The organism is Pseudomonas tritici, from assembly GCF_014268275.3.
GTDB lineage: Bacteria > Pseudomonadota > Gammaproteobacteria > Pseudomonadales > Pseudomonadaceae > Aquipseudomonas > Aquipseudomonas tritici.
Genome location: NZ_CP077084.1, coordinates 3,573,213 through 3,592,390 on the forward strand (window position 1 = coordinate 3,573,213; position 19,178 = coordinate 3,592,390).

Here is a 19,178-nt window from a genome sequence, read left to right on the forward strand (position 1 = left end):
GGCTTGTATCGCAGTGTGTACAGAGCCCATGGCGATACACCGGCTTTAACCCGGCGGGTTTCCTGAAACAGGCCAGATACAGCCCGGCGTTTCACTGAGCACCCGGCACACATCAAGCCGCAGGAGGCTCGCCATGCACGCTCAGTTGAATCGCCGCTCCAAACGCCACCCTCTTTTCCTGACCTTTGCCCTGTTGCCGTTCGGCGTCCTGGGCATGGCTCACGCGGAAATGCCCGAGGCGCCTATTCGGGCCGTCGCCAGCACTCAGACGGCCTTAGGGGCCCTCAAGCACGTCAACGCCGGCCTGCTGGACGTGGCCTATGCCGAAGTCGGCCCGGCGACCGGCCCAGTGGTGATCCTGCTACACGGCTGGCCCTACGACATTGACAGCTACGCCCAGGTGGCGCCGTTGCTGGCGGCCAAGGGTTATCGCGTGCTGATCCCTTACGCCCGCGGTTATGGCGACACGCGTTTTCTCTCGGATAAAACCCTGCGTAACGGCCAACCGGCCGCACTGGCCAGTGATGTGATCGACTTCATGGACGCGCTGAAGATCAAGCAAGCCGTGCTCGGCGGTTATGACTGGGGCGCCCGCTCGGCAGACATCGTTTCCGCGCTGTGGCCTGAGCGGGTCAAAGCGCTGGTGTCGGTCAGCGGTTACCTGATCGGCAACCAGGCGGCGGGCAAAACCCCTTTGCCGCCTAAAGCCGAGCTGCAATGGTGGTACCAGTTTTACTTTGCCACCGAACGCGGCGCGGATGGCTACCAGAAAAACACACACGACTTCGCCAAACTGATCTGGCAGCTGGCCTCACCGCACTGGACGTTCGATGACGCCACGTTCGAGCGCAGCGCCAAAGGCCTGGAGAACCCGGATCACGTGGCGATCACCGTGTTCAACTACCGCTGGCGCCTGGGCCTGGTCCAGGGCGAACCCCAATACGAACCGCTGGAGCAGAAACTCGCCCAGGCGCCATCGATTGGCGTGCCGACCATCACCCTCGAAGGTGACGCCAACGGCGCGCCGCACCCGGCCCCCGGCGACTACGCCAAGCGCTTTACCGGCAAGTATGCGTTTCGCCTGATCAATGGTGGCGTTGGCCACAACCTGCCGCAGGAAGCGCCCGAGGCGTTTGCCAAGGCCGTCATTGATGCGGATCACCTGTGACCGAGTGTGTCGCCTTCATCCAATGGGCACCCTTGAAGCGCGAAAACTGGTAAGCGATCCCCAGCCAGATAAACCAGGCCGGCATCACGTACAGCGCCAAGCGTGTATCCGGCCGCAGCGCCAACAGGCCGAGTACAAACGCGAGAAACGCCAGGGAAAACCAGGCCATCGGCACACCACCAGGCATCTTGTAGATGGATTTCGCGTGCAGGTCCGGGCGTTTTTTACGGTAGGCGATGTAGGACGCGAGGATGGTCGACCACGTGAAAATCACCAGGATCGCTGACACCGTGGACACAATGGTGAAGGCGGTCATCACCTCGGGTACCACAAACAGCAATACCAGCCCCAATAGCATCAGCAGGGTGGTAAACGCCAGGCTGATAAACGGCACGCTGCTGTTCGACAACCGCCCAAAAATGCCCGGGGCATCCCCCAGGTCGGCCAACCCGAACAGCATGCGGCTGGCCGAAAATACGCCACTGTTGGCCGATGACGCCGCCGAGGTGAGTACCACGAAATTCACAATGCCCGCAGCGGCCGGAAAACCTGCGACCAGGAACAACTCAACAAACGGGCTTTTGCTCGGCGAGACTTGCTGCCACGAGGTCACCGCGATGATGCACGCCAGCGCCAGCACGTAGAACAGGATGATGCGCAGCGGGATCGAGTTGATCGCCTTGGGCAACGTGCGCTCTGGCGAGCGGGTTTCGGCGGCGGCCGTGCCAATCAGTTCGGTGCCGGCGAAAGAAAAAATCGCCATCTGGAAGCCGGCAAAAAAGCCGAAAAGGCCATTGGGAAACGCTGCCTGTTTGTCCAGCAAATGGGTCAGCGAAGCTGTGACGCCGGTGGGCGAGACAAACGAGCTGGCGATCAGCACCACACTCACGCCAATCAAGGTCACCACGGCGATGATTTTGATGATCGCGAACCAGAACTCCACTTCGCCAAACAGCTTGACCGTCAGCACGTTCAGCGCGAACAGCGTGAGCAACATACCCACCGCTGGCATCCACGCCGGCACATCCGGAAACCAGTACTGGAAGAAGCCGCCGACCACCACAGCATCCCCCACCACCGCTACGCTCCAGCTCAACCAGTACGACCAGCCGAGAAAGAACGCCGCGCGCGGCCCCAGGTACGCCCCGGCAAAGTCGGCGAAGCTCTTGAAGTTGAGGTTGGACAGCAGCAGCTCGCCCATGGCGCGCATCACGAAATACACGAACAGCCCAATGATCATGTAGATCAGGATGATCGAGGTGCCGGACAGCGCAATGATCTTGCCGGAGCCCATGAACAGGCCAGTGCCGATCGCACCGCCCATGGCCATCAACTGGATATGGCGGTTGCTCAGGGTACGTTGCAACGCAGGCTTTTCATAAAGCCCGGGCGTGGTTGTTTTCATCACAAAACCTCTTGTTATGTTTTTGAGTTTTGGCAGAAGAAAAGTCGACGGTTGTTGTTATTGGGTTTTGCTTTCGAAACCGTGCAGCACGTTGACGGCATTGATGCCGATTTCATCGACCATGTAGCCGCCTTCCATCACGAACAGCGTGGGCACGCCAACGCTGGCGATGATTTCGCCCATGCCGAGGAAGTCCTGGCTGTCGAGGAGGAAGTGGCTGATGGGGTCATCCTTGAAGGTGTCGACACCAAGGGAGATAACCAGCACCTCGGGTGCAAAACGGCGCAGTTGTTGGCAGGCGTCGACAAGGGCGGTTCGGTAGTGGTCCCACGTGGTGTTTTTGGGCAACGGGTAATTCAGGTTGAAGCCCTCCCCCGCACCTGCGCCGCGCTCACTGCTGGCACCGGAGAAATACGGATAGGACACCGCCGGGTCGCCATGCAGGGAAATGAACATCACGTCCGGACGGTCGTAGAAAATGTTCTGCGTGCCGTTGCCGTGGTGAAAATCCACATCCAGCACCGCCACGCGCTTGGCGCCTTGGGTGATGGCTTGCTGCGCGGCAATCGCGGCGTTGTTGAGGTAGCAATAGCCGCCCATGTATTCACGCGCCGCGTGATGGCCCGGTGGGCGGCACAGGGCGAAGGCGCTGTAATGGCCTTCATCCAACAGTGCCAGGCCGGTCAAGGCGATATCGGCGCTGGTTTTTACCGCCTCCCACGTAGTGCGGGTAATCGGCGAGCCGGCGTCCATGGCGAAGAAACCCAACTTGCCATCGATGAAATCCGGCACTTGTTGGTTGGCCAAGTCCCGGACCGGCCACACCAGGGGCAGTGCGTCATGGCTGCGGCCGATGGCGGTCCATTCGGCCCAGGCAGTTTCGAGGAATGCCACGTAGCGCTCGCTGTGGGCGTTGACATAACAGGCCCGGTCAAAGCGCCGCGGTACGATGATATCGCCCAAGCCAACCTGCCTGACGCGGTCACGCACGGTGTCGGCGCGGCTCGGTTGTTCGAACGAGGGTTTGAGCACGCCATCCTTCAGTTCGGTGCCATGGTGCAAACGGTGGGCTTCGCTAAAAACAGTCAGCATGTGGGTCATCCGCCAGTAAAAGACAGGGTCTATTTTGTTCTGGCAACGCCGGGCTTTCTTTGCTTTTACTTACGACACTGTTAGCTTTATCGGGAATATTTACCCTATGAGCTCACAATTGTGAAAAATAAAACCAAACAGGTCGCTCTTGATGACACTGATCTCGCCATCCTCGCCCTGCTGCAGGAAGACGCCAGTATTTCCAACGCTCAACTCAGCGAGCGTTTATCCCTGAGCCTCACGCCCTGCTGGCGCCGACGCAAACGCCTGGAAGAAGAAGGCGTGATCAAGGACTACCAGGCCAACCTCGATCGCAAGATGCTCGGGCTGGACATCATGGCCTTTGTGCATGTGCGTTTCGCCATCCATACCGACCATGCGCCTGACGCTTTCGAGGCGGTGGTGAAAGAGCTGCCGCAGGTATTGTCGTGCCACAAAATCACGGGGGATGCGGATTACCTGTTGCAAGTGCTGGCGGAAGATCTGGACAGCTACAGCGAGTTTGTCGAGAGCGTGCTAAGGCGCCAACTGGGGATTGCTTCGATCCAGTCCAGCCTGGCGTTGCGAGAGGTGAAGGCGACAAGCCGGGTGGCCATTCCCAAGCGCGACTGAGCGGCCCTACCTGGGAGTGCGTTTGGAGATTGATGGCTAAACGCCCCATCCGCCACATGTGAAAAATTCGTTAACTAATTATCCCTGAAGGCTTTTTCCTCCCGACTCAATCTGCCAAACTGATGCGAATAATTATCAACATCTTTATTATTCGCCACGGACGGCATTCGGGGAGGTTCAGTTCCATGCCTGTGCAACAACACGGCGGCAAAGGTTTTTCACCCAGTTTAATGGCGTTGGCTGTCTGTCTTGCAAGCGCCCAAGCGGCCTTTGCCGCGGACACTGAAACGCCAGCAACCACGCTTGAGCTGGGTGCCACGCAAATCTCCGGGGAGCAGCAGCTTGGCGAAACCACCGAAGGCACGCAGTCCTATACCACCGGCGCGATGAAAACGGCGACCAAGCTGCCATTGACCATGCGTGAGACCCCGCAGGCCGTCACGGTGATCACCCGCCAACGCATGGACGACCAGGCCATGACCAGCGTCAATGACGTGGTCAAGAACACGCCCGGCCTGTTCCTCAGCCAATCCAGCGGCCCCGGTCGGCATACCTATAAATCACGCGGGTTCGACATCGACAACATGATGTTCGACGGCATCCCCAGTTCGTATTCTGGCTACGCCAACAGCGTGCAGCCCAACTTAGCGATGTTCGACCGGGTGGAAGTGATTCGTGGCGCTACCGGACTGGTCACCGGCGCGGGCAACCCTTCGGCTGCGATCAACTTTGTGCGCAAGCGTCCCACTGCCACGCCGCAGGTTTCGATCACCGGTGCTGCCGGCAGTTGGGATGATTATCGCGGCGAATTCGACGCTTCCAGCGCCTTGAATGACAGCGGCACCCTGCGCGGTCGCGTGGTGGGTTCATACCGGGACGCCAACAGTTTCCGCAAGGGTGAAGAAAGCGATCACGGACTGTTCTATGCCATCGGCGAAGCCGACCTCAGCGAAAACACCACGGCGACCCTGGGCTTCTCGCGCCAGGAAGATCAGACCAACCACTTCTGGGGCGGCTTGCCGATCGGCACTGACGGCCACCACCTGAACCTGCCTCGCTCCACCAACCCCGGCTCGGACTGGGAAAACAAGAAACTGACCATCGACACGGTATTTGGTGATATCGAGCATCGCTTCGCCAACGATTGGAAACTCCACATCGCCGGCTCCTCATCACAGTTGGACGGTGTATTCACCGGTACCTACCAGTCGCGCTATCAAACCACCCTGGCGCGCACCGCCTACCAATCGAACCAGGATGACAAGCAATACGGGCTGGACACCTTCTTCAGCGGCCCGGTCGAAGCCTTCGGTCGTACCCATGAAGTGGTGGTGGGCACCAGCAAACGCATCTATGACGCCACTTCCAAGGAGTTCAGCCCCTACGACACCAACTACCCACTCAATGGCGCAAAGCCGAACTTCGTACGCGACGGCAAAGGCCACAGCATCACCACCCAGGATGGTGTTTACTTGACAACCCGCCTGAACCTGGCAGACCCGCTCAAGGTCATCCTGGGCGCCCGTGTGGACTGGTATGACTACGATGACCGCCAGGGCGATGGCGACTACAAAGTCACCCGCAACCTCACACGCTACGCCGGGGTGATCTACGACCTTGACGAGCACCATTCGGTCTACGCCAGCTATACCGATATCTTCACGCCGCAGACAAGTCGGGATTTTTCGGACAAACCCTTGGAACCTATCGTCGGTGAAAACTACGAAGTCGGCATCAAGGGCGAGTACTTCAACGGTGCGCTCAACGCCAGCCTGGCAGTATTCCAGATCGACCAGAAAAACCGCGCGACATTGCCTGACAGCCAGGTGGGATGCCCGATCACCGCTTGCTACGAAGCGTCCGGACTGGTTCGCAGCCAGGGTATAGATCTGGAGCTGCAAGGTTCCCTCACTGAGAACTGGCAAGTCGGCGGTGGCTTTACCTACACCCGTGCGCATTACGTCAAGGACACCAAGCCTGCCAATAACAACCAGCGTTTCGACACCGACACCCCAGAGCGCCTGTTCAAACTCACCACCTCCTATCGCTTCCAGGGCCCGCTGGAAAAACTGCGCATCGGTGGCAACGTTTACTGGCAAAGCCGCATGTACAACGATGTGGTGCTCGCCAACAGCAATACCTATCGCCTGGAACAAGGCAGCTATGCAGTTGCAGACGTTATGGCCGGGTACCAGGTAAACAAGCATCTGGACCTGCAGTTGAACGTGAACAACATCTTTGACCGCACCTACTACTCGGCAATCGCCACCAGCCCGATCTGGGGTTCCACCGACACCTACGGCAACCCACGCAGCTTTGGCGTCACGGCCAAATACAGCTTCTGACCGCACCTTGATAAACGGCTAGCCGACCGGGTAGCCGTTCCTCAAGTCCCTTCTCTTGATGCCGATATACCTTTGGCAACACTCAATCCAATAAAAATAAAACACCCAACTTGCTCCACCCTGCCCCCGCTTTGTTTCGACCAGACCCCATGGAGTCAGTGTGAATGCCCACCCCCGCGCGTTTTTTCGAGCACTACCGTAAAGCCGACCGCATCATGCTGGCGTTGATCTGGCTGATGTTTTTGTTTTCGCTGGGCCTGGCGTTCTGGCACGACACATTGATGCAGGCCGTGATCGTGGGCGGCGGCACCGGCGTGGTGCTCACTGCGCTTTATCGAGCCCTTGGCGGAACCCGCGTGATGCGCTGCGCATTAGGCGCGGGCCTGATGGTGATGGCGGCATTGCACATCAACCAGGCGCAGGGGGTGATCGAAGCGCACTTCGGGATCTTCGCGCTGCTGGCGGTCCTGACGTTTTATCGCGACTGGCTGCCGATCCTGATCGCAGCGGCGACAATTGCCGTGCACCACGTGGTATTCCATGCGCTGCAACATCAAGGTTTCCCGGTATTCGTGATGGAACACCACGGCGGCTGGACCATGGTGTTCGTTCACGCCTTCTACGTGGTGATGGAAACCGTTGCCCTGCTCTACCTGGCCGTGCACAGCCAGGCCGAAGCAGTCGAGAGTCAGGAAATGCTCGAGAAAATGCTCGCGGTCACTTCTCAGCTCACCGTTGAGGCCGACAGCGCTGACAAAGGCACAATGCGCGTTTCCCTGGCCAAGCGTTTCGACCACTTCCTGCAACAGATCACCCACCTGATCGACGGCGTCGCCCGTGACTCCCACGGCCTCGGCCAACTCGGCCAGGAACTGGCAGACGCCAGCGGCACCCTGGAAAAAGGCGCGCGGCATCAGTTGGCAGAAATCACCCAGATGACCGGCTCGATGCAGCGCATGGAAGACGCCATGGGCCACATCGCCGTACACGTCGAACATGCCGTGGATCACGCAGGCAAAGCCAGTCAACAAGTCCTGCGCGGCCAGGAAAGCGTGAGCCGCGCCCAGCAGGAAATCACCCAATTGGCCTCACGCCTCAACGGCACGCACGAGACTGTGCAAGGCCTGGCCACACAAGCCGAACACATCGGCACCGTACTGGAAGTCATCAGCAGCATCGCCAACCAAACCAACCTTCTCGCCCTCAACGCCGCCATCGAAGCCGCCCGCGCCGGCGAGCAAGGCCGTGGCTTCGCGGTGGTCGCCGACGAAGTCCGCAGCCTGGCGCAGCGCACGGCGGTGTCCACCCAAGAAATCAAAACCATCATCGAAAGCCTGCAACACGGCAGCCGCCAAGCCGTAGAAGCCATGCACGACAGCCGCCAGGGCGTCGAACGTTGCGTGGAAGACAGCCAGGTGGCGGTCGATATGCTGCGCGCGGTAGGCAATGACATCGCGCACATCGACGACCTGAATGGGCGGATCGTGACCACCACCCGCGAACAGACGTCGGCGAACCTGGAGATTGTCGGGCGGTTGCAGTCGGTGCAAAGCATTGCGCAGAGCACAGCGGATGATGTGGAGATGTTGGCGAGGAGCAGTGAACGGTTACCGCCGATTGCGGTGAGGTTGGATGCGTTGGGGAGGCGGTTTCATCAGTGATGAGGCCTGCGCTGCCTGCAAAGGACACTGCTTTTAGCATACGATGTTCAATGCACAGGCAAGCCAACGATGTCGAGAATGTCACTGAATTTTGTGAGGTTAGCGGCGTTGCAATCGTCGGGCAGAGTTCCGTAGCCCCAACTGGCAAAAGCAAACGGAATTCCGTACGCACGGGCGGCTTCAAAATCGTTCCAGTTGTCTCCGATCATGATCTTGGGAAGCTTTTCATAATCGGCCCGCGCTACCACTGCACTTAGGTGTCTAGGGTCAGGCTTCTTGAAGGCCACGGTATCCCCACCACAAACCACATCCATAAATCTCAACAGGTCGGTTTGCTTGAGAATATCGATGGCGATCATTTCGTTTTTATTCGTACAAACCGATAGTTTCCATCCCGCGTCTCGCAACGCGCTGAGGGTTTCAATTACCCCTTCATAGGGTTTTGTCATCCGGTGGTCAGTATGTTCGTAGCGCGAGGTGAAGGTATCGATCGCTTCTTCCAAATCATCCACTCCCCGCAAGCAGAACGCCCGCTTGGCAAAAGAACGCATTCCGTCACCGAGGAATAATGAAGTGGTTGCGACCAGAATTGGCTCAAGATTCCGCTCGATCAGAATGGTGTTCAGTTGCGCGGTCATGTCGCCCGCAGAGTCGACAAGAGTACCGTCAAGGTCAAAAATGATTGCGCCGGTCTCAATCGGGTGTGCAACTTCCAGGTCATTTATCGACATGTATTTTTACTCACGTTTTGCAGGGCTATGGCTTTTTTGCTACGCATCAGCACATACACCCCAGCGGATGCGAGCAGCGAGAACAGAGCGGCAATCACAAAGGCGCCCGCGAATCCCTGGCTGTAACTCTGCTGAGCGAGCCCCTTCAGCGTTTCGGTTAAGTCGTGGGGATACAGTGCGATAGCACGCTCGAAGTCGCCTGCCATGACGTACTCGGAAAATCCGGGTTTAGCAGACACTCCCGCGTCTATCAGCCTGCTTTCTACCGCCGATTTCACGCCACTGGCGAGTACCGCTCCCAGTCCGGCGAAACCCAGCAATATGCCGGTGAATCTGGAGGTAGTGCTGATGCCGGATGCCATTCCGGCGCGACTCCGAGACACTGTGCCCATGATGGCCTTCTGGGTTTCGCCATTCAGCAATCCACCGCCTGTTCCCAGGATTGCCATGCCGCAAATCAGCAACAGTTCTCCCTGCTGAACGGCGGCAAACATCAGAATCAGGTTACCAAGTGCAACGATTAAGAGGCCCAGTGCCAGGATGCCCGCGCTTTCAAGGTAAGGTGAAAGCCGCCTGCCTACTTGTGGAAAAATCAGCATCGCAATGGCAAATGGAAGCATGGCGATACCCGCTTGGAGTACGCCGTTGCCACGGCCATTTTGTAGAAAGAGCGGTAACAGCGATGCCATGACTTGAGCAGACGAGGCATAGGCCAGCATCGCGAGTACGGCGCCAACGAAGGGTCTGGCTGTAAACAATTCGAGATCAAGCATTGGGTGAGTACGACGCTTTTCGACCCAGACAAAGACTGCGAAAAACAGCAGGCCCCCGATCATGCTCACGAGGACAGGGAGACTCGACCATCCATGACTGGGACCGGCGATGAGCGCCCATGTGGCACTGAACATCCCTAGCGCGAACAGCGCAATTCCCGGGATGTCCAACGTTCTCGGAACGGGGTCACGAGATTCATCCACCAGCGTCACGACCGCTGCCGCCAGCAATAGGCAGACTGGAATGTTGATATAGAAAGCCCAGCGCCATCCCAGTGAACTGCTGATCACCCCACCAATGAGCGGCGAGACAACCATTGTGAGTCCCATGATGCCGCCCCATATCGCCCATGCGTGGCTGCGCGCTTTTTCATCGTGAAAAGTGTGTCCGATGATGGCTAGGGCAGGAGCAAGCAGGAAAGCAGATCCGACGCCCTGTACCGCTCGCGCCAGATAAAGGCCTGGCGCTGAAGGCGCCAAACCACAGGCCAGAGAAGAGGCTGCAAAGAGCGCTATTCCGAACAAAAAGACGCGTCGTCGGCCGTAACGGTCAGCGATGGAGCCTGCTGGAAGCAAGAGGGCAGCGAAGCAGAGCACATAGGTGCTTATGACCCACTCGACCTCTGCAAACGATGCCTGAAGATCCTTGGCAATGGTTGGCAAAACGATGCCCACGACGTTCGTATCTAGAACGGTCATGGCACAGCCCGCCGACGCGACAGCCAGTATGGCGGCTTCTTTTCTCATGGAATGACAGTCTCTTTTAATAACGGCAGCAGTCACTGCACTTTTTGAAAAGGGCGTTTATTTAAATGCCCCGAGCCCGGCTTGAGCGATCTCTTCATCGTGCTGGGGTGTGTCCGCAGATACCCCTACCGCCCCAACGGTGTGTCCGTTGACGATGATCGGGAAACCACCCCGCATCAGCACAAAGCCTTGTGCGGTGATAGCGGCAGGCCGGGTGCCGTTGATGGCGTCTTCCAGCGCGCCGCTGGGACGTCGGAACAGAGCAGCTGTGCGCGCTTTGCCGGGAGCCAGTTCAACACCCGCTGGGACAGCGGCGTTGTCCATGCGAGCGAGGAGAATGGGCAGGCCAGCACTATCGACAACGGAGATCACGCACGGCCACCCAGCCGTTTGTGCCTTCGTTTGCGCCGCTGAGAGGATCTGTTGAGCGGCGGCAAGCGTCAGAACTGGCTGGCTGGGCAACTCCAATGCTGCTGCTGGCAAGGAAACAAGTGCGAGGGATCCAGCGAGGCCAGCAGCGATTGCGATGTGGGGGAGACGAAACATGATGAACTCCTAGGAACGTGAGTCCAATGATTGAAACAGGGGAGATAATTCAGAACAATAAAGCCTATTAGCCATATAATTCAGAGAAATTGAATACAGGGGTCAAGTCACGTGGATATTCGCCATCTTCGCTCCTTCGTCACAGTTGCGGAAAATCTGCATTTTTCACGATCAGCTGAGCAACTGGGCGTTTCTGCCCCAACGCTCACTGCGCAAATCCAGGAAGTAGAGAGCTCGTTAGAAGCCAGGCTTTTTAACAGAACAAAGCGGTCTGTCGCTTTGACGCCGGCTGGGGAAGCGTTTCTGACAGAAGCCCGCTCTACCCTTGAACAATTTGAAAGAGCTATTAACGTGGGCCAACGTGCAGGCCGAGGCCAGGTGGGCCGAGTGGAAATCGGCTACGTTGGTTCAGCCGCCTTTTTCGGGGTACTCCAAGACCAAGTCCAGCGCTTTCGCAATCAGTGGCCAGACGTCATGGTGAACACCAAGGAACTCCCTACCGAGCAGCTCACGGCACGTCTTGAGGATGGGCGGATTGATGTAGCCTTTGTACGAATGCCCGTGCATCTACCTGATGCAATCTCCAGCCGTATTTTGGCGCGAGACCGCTTCTGCCTTGCGTTGCCAGCTGACCATATCTTGGCAACGACAGAGGATGACATTCGTCCGAGCGCGCTTGCGAGCGAGTTGTTTGTGCTCCCTGAACAAGCGTTAGGGTTGCGTGAAGTGGCCAAGCGCGGAAGATTCGATCCATACATTGGTTCGGTTCCCGGAAGCCTGGTCGAAGTGCTGACACAAGTGGCACTGGGCGTGGGTATAGCGGTAATTCCCAGTGTTCTGATTCAAACTATCCAACTGCCAAACGTGGTTTTTAGGGGGATCGCTGGGCCTCCCATTTTTTCAGAGGTGGGGGCTTTGTTTCGCCGCCATGAGAAGCTGCCGATTGTGTGTAACCTGATTAGCCAGATCCTTGAGACCGATGAGCGCTTATAGGACCGTCTGGGCTCGACCGCAGTTATAGAGCGTCAGACCTCCGTCTGTGCCCAGCATCTGGGATGCTCCTCCTGCAACACCTGCCAGTCGGTCCTAAACCACTCCACGTACAAAGGTGTGTTTACGCCCACCCGGCGCGTGAACTGCCTGAACGACCTTGCCCCTTCGCCTCAAACAGGCTACAAATCCCAACACGTAGTTGTACGACAACCTAAAAATAAATAGCCATCCCCGACGATGGCGTCCACTGCACGAGTTCCCCCATGACTGCCCCTGCCCCCGCTCAAACGACATCCGCCCTATTCTCCCGTCCCATCGCCGTGTTGATTCTGCTCTGCATGGGCTGCGCGTTCGCCGGCAACCACATCGCCGCTCGCGTAGCCTTCGATGATGGTGCCGGGGTGCTGCTGGCCATTCTGCTGCGCTCAGGCGGCACTTTATTGGTGCTGGCCGCATTAGTGCTGTGGCAACGTCAAAGCCTGCGTCTGCCGCCCGGTGCGTGGCGCTGGCAAGTAGTGCTGGGCTTACTCATTGCCGCCCAAAGCCTGTGCCTGTATTCCGCCGTAGCCCGTGTACCGGTAGCGGTGGCGCTGTTGGTGGGCAATGTTTTCCCTATTTTGCTGGCGCTGCTCACCTGGGCATTTGGCGGCCCACGCCCCACTGCGCGCACCGCCTTGCTGATGGGCTTGATTCTGGTGGGGCTGGTGTTTGTGCTCGACGTACCAGGCCGCCTCTCCAGCAATACAGACATCGGCCCGCACTGGCTACTCGGCATAACCCTCGCCTTCTGCGCCGCGTTTGTATTCGCCTGCGCGCTGTGGATCACCGATCACAAGTTGTCCCAGGTACGTGGTTCCGTGCGCAGCCTGCTGACGATCTTTATCGTGTTCAGCAGCGTCAACCTCGCCGGCCTGAGTGGTGCCCTTCCAGGCGGCCTGAACTTACCGGCAACGGGTACTGGTTGGCTGGCGCTCGCGACGTTGGTCGTGCTCTACGGCACCGGTTTTATCGTGCTGTTCATTTCCGTCCCCCGCCTGGATATGCCGCGCAATGCACCGGTGATGAACATCGAGCCGCTGGCGACGCTGCTGATGGGCTGGATCGTGCTCGATCAAATGCTCAGCGCCGGGCAGTTGGCCGGCGGTGTCATCGTGGTGACCGGGATTATGCTGCTGACTTATCGCAGGTCGCCTCGGCCTGCGCCCGAGCCACAATCACCCAGCCCCGCCCAGCGATAGCTCCTCGCCTCACCTGGCCCAATTCCTGCCTCCACAAGCCCACAGAGTCGCTACTGACTACGCGGACGACTCTTTTGGGCCCCGCGGCCCAACCGCCTCCCCCGATAATCGATCATCCCCGATCATTCCGAGGCCTTCCCCCATGACGAGCCCGTCCACCGAACAGGTCAGCCCCCAAACCCTGCGAAAGGTCATCATCGCCGCCGGCATCGGTAACTTCGTCGAGTGGTTTGACTTCGCCGTCTACGGCTTCCTCGCCACCACCATCGCCCAACAATTTTTCCCCAGCGGCGACGCCAGCGCCGCGCTGCTGAAAACCTTCGCCGTATTCGCCGTTGCCTTCGCCTTCCGACCCTTGGGCGGGATTTTCTTCGGCATGCTCGGTGACCGGATCGGCCGCAAACGCACGCTGGCCATGACGATCCTGCTGATGGCCGGCGCCACCACCTTGATCGGCCTGCTCCCCACGTACGCGGCCATCGGCGTCGCGGCGCCGATTCTTTTGTCGCTGATCCGCTGCGCCCAAGGTTTCTCAGCCGGGGGCGAATACGCCGGAGCCTGTGCCTACCTGATGGAGCACGCGCCCAGTGACAAGCGCGCCTGGTACGGCAGCTTCGTGCCGGTGTCGACGTTTTCCGCCTTCGCCGCCGCAGCCGTGGTGGCTTACGCCCTTGAGGCCTCGTTATCCGCCGAGGCGATGGGCAGTTGGGGCTGGCGCCTGCCGTTCCTGATCGCCGCACCGCTGGGCCTGGTGGGGCTTTACCTGCGTTGGAAACTGGATGAGACGCCTGCCTTCCAGGCCGTTAAGCAGGAGCACGCAGTCGCTCACTCCCCGCTCAAGGAAACCTTGCGCAACCATGGTGCGGCGATCTGCTGCCTGGGCGCTTTTGTGTCGCTGACGGCGCTGTCGTTTTATATGTTCACCACCTACTTCGCGACGTACCTGCAAGTGGCGGGTGGGCTGAGTCGGGCGGCGGCGTTGCTGGTGTCGCTGATTGCGTTGATCTTCGCGGCGGCAATCTGCCCGCTGGCGGGGTTGTATTCAGATCGAGTGGGGCGTCGGATCACGGTGATGACGGCGTGTGCATTGCTGATCGTGGTGGTGTTTCCGTCGTTCCTGATGGCCAGTTCGGGTTCGTTTGCGGCGTCTATTGTCGGGGTGATGATGCTCGCGGTGGGTGCAGTATTGTGTGGCGTGGTCACGGCGGCGTTACTGTCGGAGACTTTTCCGACGCGCACGCGGTACACCGCCTCGGCGATCACTTACAACATGGCTTATACGATCTTCGGCGGAACCGCACCGCTGATGGCGACGTGGTTGATCAGCACTACGGGGAGCAATCTGTCACCGGCGTTTTATCTGATTGCGGTGGCGTTGTTGGCGTTGGCGGGCGGGTTGGCATTGCCGGAGACGTCGAGGGTTTCGTTGCATGATGTGGGTTCGGAGGAGAAGGAAGCAGCGCCTTTGCTTTCGCGTTAGGTTCCCTAACACCGGTGCGGGGCTGCGAAGTGGAGTATCAGGCGATAAAGAGGTCGGCAATGCCGCCTTCGCAGCCTCGCCGGGGCTCGACAGCTCCCACATTTGATCTTAATCGGGGCTAAAATTGCGCCCATAGCGACAACCGAAGCCCAACCACCACGATTCGCGCTGAACACGGGTAAGATCCAGCCTAAGCCCGCCCGATTGGACCCTCACTCATGCCCGCATCCCAAACCCGCCCTTCTCCAGCACCTTTGCTCAACCCTGGCGAAACCGTCGTGTTGTTCGACGGCGTGTGCAAGCTGTGCAACGGTTGGGCCAGGTTCCTGATTCGCCATGACCACCCACGCCGTATTCGATTGGCGGCAGTGCAATCCCCCGAGGGGCAGGCGTTGCTGGCTTGGGCGGGGCTGCCACTCGATCAGTTCGACACCCTGGCGGTGATTCGCGACCACCACTATTGGGTGCGTTCGGACGCGGTGTTCGAAATCATCGCGCAACTGCCTGCCGCGTGGCGTCCCTTTCTGCTGTTGCGCGGCATCCCGCGGGGGCTTCGGGATTGGGCTTACGATCGCATCGCACGCAATCGCTATCGGCTCTTCGGCAAGTACACCACCTGCCTGTTACCGGATCCCGATCATGAGCAGCGTTTTTTGAAGGGCCCGTTATGAACGCCCTGGTGCGCATCAACTGGATCGCCCGAGGCGGCCTGGCGTTTATGTTCGCCTATCATGGGCTGGTGCCGAAGCTGTTGTGGCTAAGCGACGGCGAGCGGACGATGATTCAGGCGCACGGGATCGAGCAGGTGCAGTTATTCGCCACGCTGGCGGGGGTTGGCGAGATTGCGCTGGCGTTATGGATCGTGCTTTCACCACGCAATCCCTGGCCGATCGCGGTGGCGGCGACGGCACTGATTGGGTTGCTGGTGGATGTGGCGGTAGTCAGCCCGGCGCTGCTAAGGGAGGCGTTTAACCCTGTGTCACTTAACGTGGCCGGGTTGGCGCTGTGTGCAGTGGCTTGGAATATCCGTCAGAAAAAAGCACGGCCAGGCTCAGGTTCGCCGGATCGTTGATGGCCGCCATGTATTCGTCGACGCTTATCTCACCGACGCACGGCCGCGCGCCGGGTTCGGGTACGTAGCCCTGGGCGAGCTTGATAGCCAGCGCAACGGCGGCGCAGCTGGGGATTTCCGGGCCTTTGTCGTTCAAGGCCGTCAGTTGCACAGCCAGTGACAACGGTTGGCCGTCGGCACCCAGGCCCCGCACATCGATGTACATTGCACTTTTGCCATCACCCAAGCGTTCGAACCAGGTCCCCAGCCGATGCAGCCGTGCGGCCCAGGTGACATGATCACGCACAATTCCCACCCGCAGCGCCTGGGCCAGCAAGTAGTTGGCGACGCCTCCCAGTTTGAGTCCCGCGCCCGCCTTGAAGCTCAAGGTATGGGCGCCATAGCGGCCGGCGAAAATATCCATGTCGGGCACGTCCACATTAGCCAGCACCCGTGTGCCTAGCTGTGGCAGCTTGCGCAGCGTCAGGTCTTGCCAGCCCAACACTTCATGCACCTGGCCGTTCCTGAGCTGTTTGATCGGTTTGCCCGCATAGGCGAGCACACCTTCGACCGTCGACAAGCCCGGCATCTTGGCCGAAGAGGAAATGCCATGCTCGATCGAGTCGATGCGCGTGAAGCGATACCGGTACTGATCGATGATCGCCGACGAGAGCGTCGGCACCGAACTGCACCCCGTGAGAATGGCGACGCCCGCCTGCTTGGCCTGTGCATCCAGCACGCCCACGCCATTGACGAACGTGCGGCAGTCAGACAGGTCGCAGTAGTTCACGCCCGCCTCGATGCAACTCAGGGCGACGGCATAGGACTGCCCCTGAAACGGGCCACCGGTGTGAACCACCAACCCGATGTTCCGAGACTGCAGGACGCCAGCGAATCCGGCCCCCATGGCATCGCCGCACCAGCCTTCGCACACATTGCCCGACTGTGCGTTCAACTCATCAAGTTTGCGCTGCAACTTATGGGGATCACGCCCCGAGAGCACCAGCTCAATGCCCGGGGCTACGGCCAAATGCCGGCAGACAATGCTGCCGAAGTTACCGTAGCCACCGATCACCATCACCCTGAGCGTCATTCCAGTCTTCCCTGAACAATTAATCGTGCGCAGCGTCTAGAGCAGGCTGGCAGCTGAGGCGGCTAACGATACCCGATTTCCTAGACCACCGCAGCGACGCGGGCTCTGGAGCCCCAGGCGAAAGTCAGCACCATCAGCAGCCCGAGACCTGCCATCGCTGCTCCAGCCAGGGATATCGCTGGATACCCTAACCCTGCGTTGATCACCGCCCCACCGACTGCTGCCCCAATCGCGTTGCCGAGGTTGAACGCGCCGATGTTGACTGCCGACGCCAGATTCGGCGCGCCTTTGGCAGCTTCCATCACGCGCATTTGCAACGGCGGTACGACGGCGAAGCTGGCGATACCCCATATGAGGATGCTCATGGCAGCCGGTACCGGCCAACGCATCAGTATTGTGAATGCCAGCAGTACAAGAATCAGTACGCTCAGTGACACGATCAGAGTGCGGTCGATCGAACGGTCTGCCGACTTACCGCCCCACATATTGCCGAGGGTCAAACCGACGCCGAACAACACAAGCATGCCGGTAATAAAGGCAGTGGACGCATGGGTTTCGCTGCTTAAGATCGGCACGATGTAAGTAAACACGGTGAACATCGCGGACGAACCGACGACAGTCAGCGCCAGCGCCGCCAGTACCGGCCCACGCCCCAACACCTTGATTTCGGCCAGCACACCCTCGCTTTTCGCAAGCGGCAGGTTAGGCAGGGCGAACCACAACGCCGCCATCGTCACCACGCCCAGTCCGGAGATACCCCAAAACGCCGTGCGCCAGCCGAGCAGTTCGCCAAACCAGGTCGCCAGCGGTACACCGCCGATGGTCGCCAGGGTCAAGCCCGTGAACATGGCGGCGACCGCTCCGGCGCGCTTGTCCGGCGCCACCACACTGGCGGCCACAATGGAACCGACGCCAAAGAACGCGCCGTGGTTGAGTGAGGTTACGACACGGGCGAACAGCAGGTCGTAATAGCCGGTTGCCAGGGCCGACATCACGTTACCCAGCGTGAAAATAGCCATGAGTCCGATCAACAGAGAGCGCCGGGGAATCTTGCCCGTGGTCAAGGTCATCAGTGGCGCGCCGAGCAGCACCCCCAGGGCATAGGCACTGACCAAAAGGCCAGCGGCGGGAATCGAAACACCAAGGTCCTGAGCGATGTTGGGCAACATGCCCATGGGTGCGAATTCGGTGACGCCGATACCGAACGCACCTACGGCGAGTGCTACAAGGGGGGGATTGATACGCATGGAAGTCTCCTCATTCATGCGCCAAATGTTACGATCTACGCTTTTAGGGCACTAGACCGCTAAATTGGCAATCACCTTTGCGTGCGAGGCAAAAATGGACTTCAACGGCAGGTCAGGTGAGATGGCTGTATTCGTGATGGTGGCGCAGGAAGGAAGCCTGTCGGCTGCGGCCCGGGCGCTACGCCTGACTCCCTCGGCAGTCAGCAGAGTTATCGCCCGCACGGAGCATCGCCTCGCCACCCGCCTGCTGATTCGCACGACCCGAGCGATAACCTTCACTGCCGAGGGCGAGGTGTATCTTCGTGGCGCCCGACGCATCCTGGCCGACATGGCCGAAGTCGAGGAAGCCATCGCCGATCAAGGCGTACCCAAAGGCAGACTGCGCGTCAGTGCTGCCCTGGGCCACGGTCGCATGGCCATCGTGCCCTTAGTGGCCGCATTCAGCGCCCGCTACCCGAACATTGTCGTTGACCTGACCTTGGGCGACGAAGTTGTTGACATCCTCGGCGGCCAAGCCGACGTAGCGATACGCTTTGGCCACCTGCCAGACAGCCCTCTTACCGCGCGCCGAATCGGAGACACCGGCCAGGTACTGGTAGCGTCACCTGAGTACCTGCGGCACCACGGCACCCCTCAAGAACCAGGCGACCTGCTGCGGCACAATTGCCTGCGCTTCAACTTCCACCGTGCGCAGCCCGACTGGCCCTTCGCCCGTAACGGCAGCGAGTTTTCACTGAAGATAAGCGGCAATATCGAATGCAGTAGTGGCGAAGCGCTTGCTCAACTGGCTCGATTAGGTGCCGGTATCGCGCGCATCGGCGAGTTCACTGTTGCAGAGGACGTGCAACGCGGTGATCTGGTCCCCCTGCTGCAGTCCTGGAACCCTGGCGATAGGGAGCCGATTCACGCGGTGTTTGTTGGCGGTACAACCATGCCAGCGCGGATACGTGTGTTCGTGGATTTTTTGCTGGAATACCACCGGATATAAACAACCCC

Annotated in this window: 17 protein-coding genes; 10 read left to right on the forward strand and 7 right to left on the reverse strand. The window is 59.4% G+C overall.

Translation table 11 applies throughout. The features are described from left to right. Nucleotides 1-133: 133 nt before the first annotated feature. The gene (locus tag HU722_RS16000) at nt 134-1,168 is read left to right on the forward strand and encodes an alpha/beta fold hydrolase (RefSeq protein ID WP_065880592.1); all 1,035 of its coding nucleotides are present in this window, start codon (nt 134-136) and stop codon (nt 1,166-1,168) included. Here the strand turns inward: HU722_RS16000 and HU722_RS16005 are convergent. Both HU722_RS16005 and HU722_RS16010 read right to left on the reverse strand, forming a co-directional pair. Beyond that, nucleotides 1,146-2,573 carry an amino acid permease gene (locus tag HU722_RS16005; RefSeq protein WP_049713116.1) on the reverse strand — a complete coding sequence of 476 codons (1,428 nt, stop codon included), beginning with the start codon at nt 2,571-2,573 and terminating at the stop codon, nt 1,146-1,148. The two genes, HU722_RS16000 and HU722_RS16005, sit on opposite strands and share 23 nt — an antisense overlap. A gap of 57 nt (nt 2,574-2,630) precedes the next feature. After that, on the reverse strand, nt 2,631-3,665 hold the full coding sequence (locus tag HU722_RS16010; RefSeq protein WP_065890919.1) for a histone deacetylase family protein: 1,035 nt from the start codon (nt 3,663-3,665) through the stop codon (nt 2,631-2,633). Nucleotides 3,666-3,782: 117 nt separating this feature from the next. Here HU722_RS16010 and HU722_RS16015 point away from each other — a divergent pair, with 117 nt between their 5' ends. The 3 genes from HU722_RS16015 (at nt 3,783) to HU722_RS29030 (ending at nt 8,283) form a co-directional block, all read left to right on the forward strand. After that, nucleotides 3,783-4,277 carry an Lrp/AsnC family transcriptional regulator gene (locus HU722_RS16015; RefSeq protein WP_065872946.1) on the forward strand — a complete coding sequence of 165 codons (495 nt, stop codon included), beginning with the start codon at nt 3,783-3,785 and terminating at the stop codon, nt 4,275-4,277. A 185-nt stretch (nt 4,278-4,462) separates the two neighbouring features. After that, nucleotides 4,463-6,622 carry a TonB-dependent siderophore receptor gene (locus tag HU722_RS16020; RefSeq protein ID WP_065872945.1) on the forward strand — a complete coding sequence of 720 codons (2,160 nt, stop codon included), beginning with the start codon at nt 4,463-4,465 and terminating at the stop codon, nt 6,620-6,622. A gap of 164 nt (nt 6,623-6,786) precedes the next feature. Continuing rightward, nucleotides 6,787-8,283 (forward strand): methyl-accepting chemotaxis protein, encoded by a 1,497-nt coding sequence (locus HU722_RS29030; protein ID WP_065872944.1) that lies wholly within the window; start codon nt 6,787-6,789, stop codon nt 8,281-8,283. A gap of 47 nt (nt 8,284-8,330) precedes the next feature. Here the strand turns inward: HU722_RS29030 and HU722_RS16030 are convergent, their stop codons facing one another. From HU722_RS16030 to HU722_RS16040, 3 genes are read right to left on the reverse strand one after another with little or no spacing between them, the layout of a single operon-like run. Then, nucleotides 8,331-9,014, reverse strand: coding sequence for an HAD hydrolase-like protein (locus HU722_RS16030; protein ID WP_065872943.1), 684 nt, complete (start codon nt 9,012-9,014; stop codon nt 8,331-8,333). Continuing rightward, nucleotides 9,005-10,534, reverse strand: a complete 1,530-nt coding sequence (locus tag HU722_RS16035; protein WP_065890918.1) for an MFS transporter — start codon at nt 10,532-10,534, stop codon at nt 9,005-9,007. Before HU722_RS16035 ends, HU722_RS16030 begins: the two co-directional genes overlap by 10 nt. A 57-nt stretch (nt 10,535-10,591) precedes the next feature. Next, on the reverse strand, nt 10,592-11,080 hold the full coding sequence (locus HU722_RS16040) for a GlcG/HbpS family heme-binding protein (RefSeq protein ID WP_065872941.1): 489 nt from the start codon (nt 11,078-11,080) through the stop codon (nt 10,592-10,594). 111 nt (nt 11,081-11,191) lie between these two features. On the opposite strand from HU722_RS16040, the gene HU722_RS16045 reads away from it, so the two are divergent. The 5 genes from HU722_RS16045 to HU722_RS16065 all read left to right on the forward strand — a co-directional run bounded on the left by HU722_RS16045 (nt 11,192) and on the right by HU722_RS16065 (nt 15,863). Beyond that, complete coding sequence (locus HU722_RS16045) at nt 11,192-12,073, forward strand: LysR family transcriptional regulator (protein WP_065872940.1); 882 nt, start codon at nt 11,192-11,194, stop codon at nt 12,071-12,073. 263 nt (nt 12,074-12,336) lie between these two features. After that, nucleotides 12,337-13,311, forward strand: coding sequence for an EamA family transporter (locus HU722_RS16050; protein WP_065890917.1), 975 nt, complete (start codon nt 12,337-12,339; stop codon nt 13,309-13,311). A gap of 142 nt (nt 13,312-13,453) precedes the next feature. Further along, on the forward strand, nt 13,454-14,791 hold the full coding sequence (locus HU722_RS16055; protein WP_065872938.1) for an MFS transporter: 1,338 nt from the start codon (nt 13,454-13,456) through the stop codon (nt 14,789-14,791). A gap of 218 nt (nt 14,792-15,009) precedes the next feature. Next, nucleotides 15,010-15,462, forward strand: a complete 453-nt coding sequence (locus HU722_RS16060; protein ID WP_065872937.1) for a thiol-disulfide oxidoreductase DCC family protein — start codon at nt 15,010-15,012, stop codon at nt 15,460-15,462. Continuing rightward, nucleotides 15,459-15,863 carry a DoxX-like family protein gene (locus HU722_RS16065; protein WP_065880600.1) on the forward strand — a complete coding sequence of 135 codons (405 nt, stop codon included), beginning with the start codon at nt 15,459-15,461 and terminating at the stop codon, nt 15,861-15,863. Before HU722_RS16060 ends, HU722_RS16065 begins: the two co-directional genes overlap by 4 nt. Here HU722_RS16065 and HU722_RS16070 read toward each other — a convergent pair. Beyond that, nucleotides 15,775-16,935 (reverse strand): saccharopine dehydrogenase family protein, encoded by a 1,161-nt coding sequence (locus tag HU722_RS16070; protein ID WP_065872936.1) that lies wholly within the window; start codon nt 16,933-16,935, stop codon nt 15,775-15,777. The genes HU722_RS16065 and HU722_RS16070 overlap by 89 nt on opposite strands. 80 nt (nt 16,936-17,015) lie before the next feature. Beyond that, nucleotides 17,016-18,182 (reverse strand): MFS transporter, encoded by a 1,167-nt coding sequence (locus tag HU722_RS16075; RefSeq protein ID WP_065880601.1) that lies wholly within the window; start codon nt 18,180-18,182, stop codon nt 17,016-17,018. 94 nt (nt 18,183-18,276) lie between these two features. Here HU722_RS16075 and HU722_RS16080 point away from each other — a divergent pair, with 94 nt between their 5' ends. Further along, complete coding sequence (locus tag HU722_RS16080) at nt 18,277-19,170, forward strand: LysR family transcriptional regulator (RefSeq protein WP_083207068.1); 894 nt, start codon at nt 18,277-18,279, stop codon at nt 19,168-19,170. The last annotated feature ends 8 nt before the right edge of the window (nt 19,171-19,178 follow it).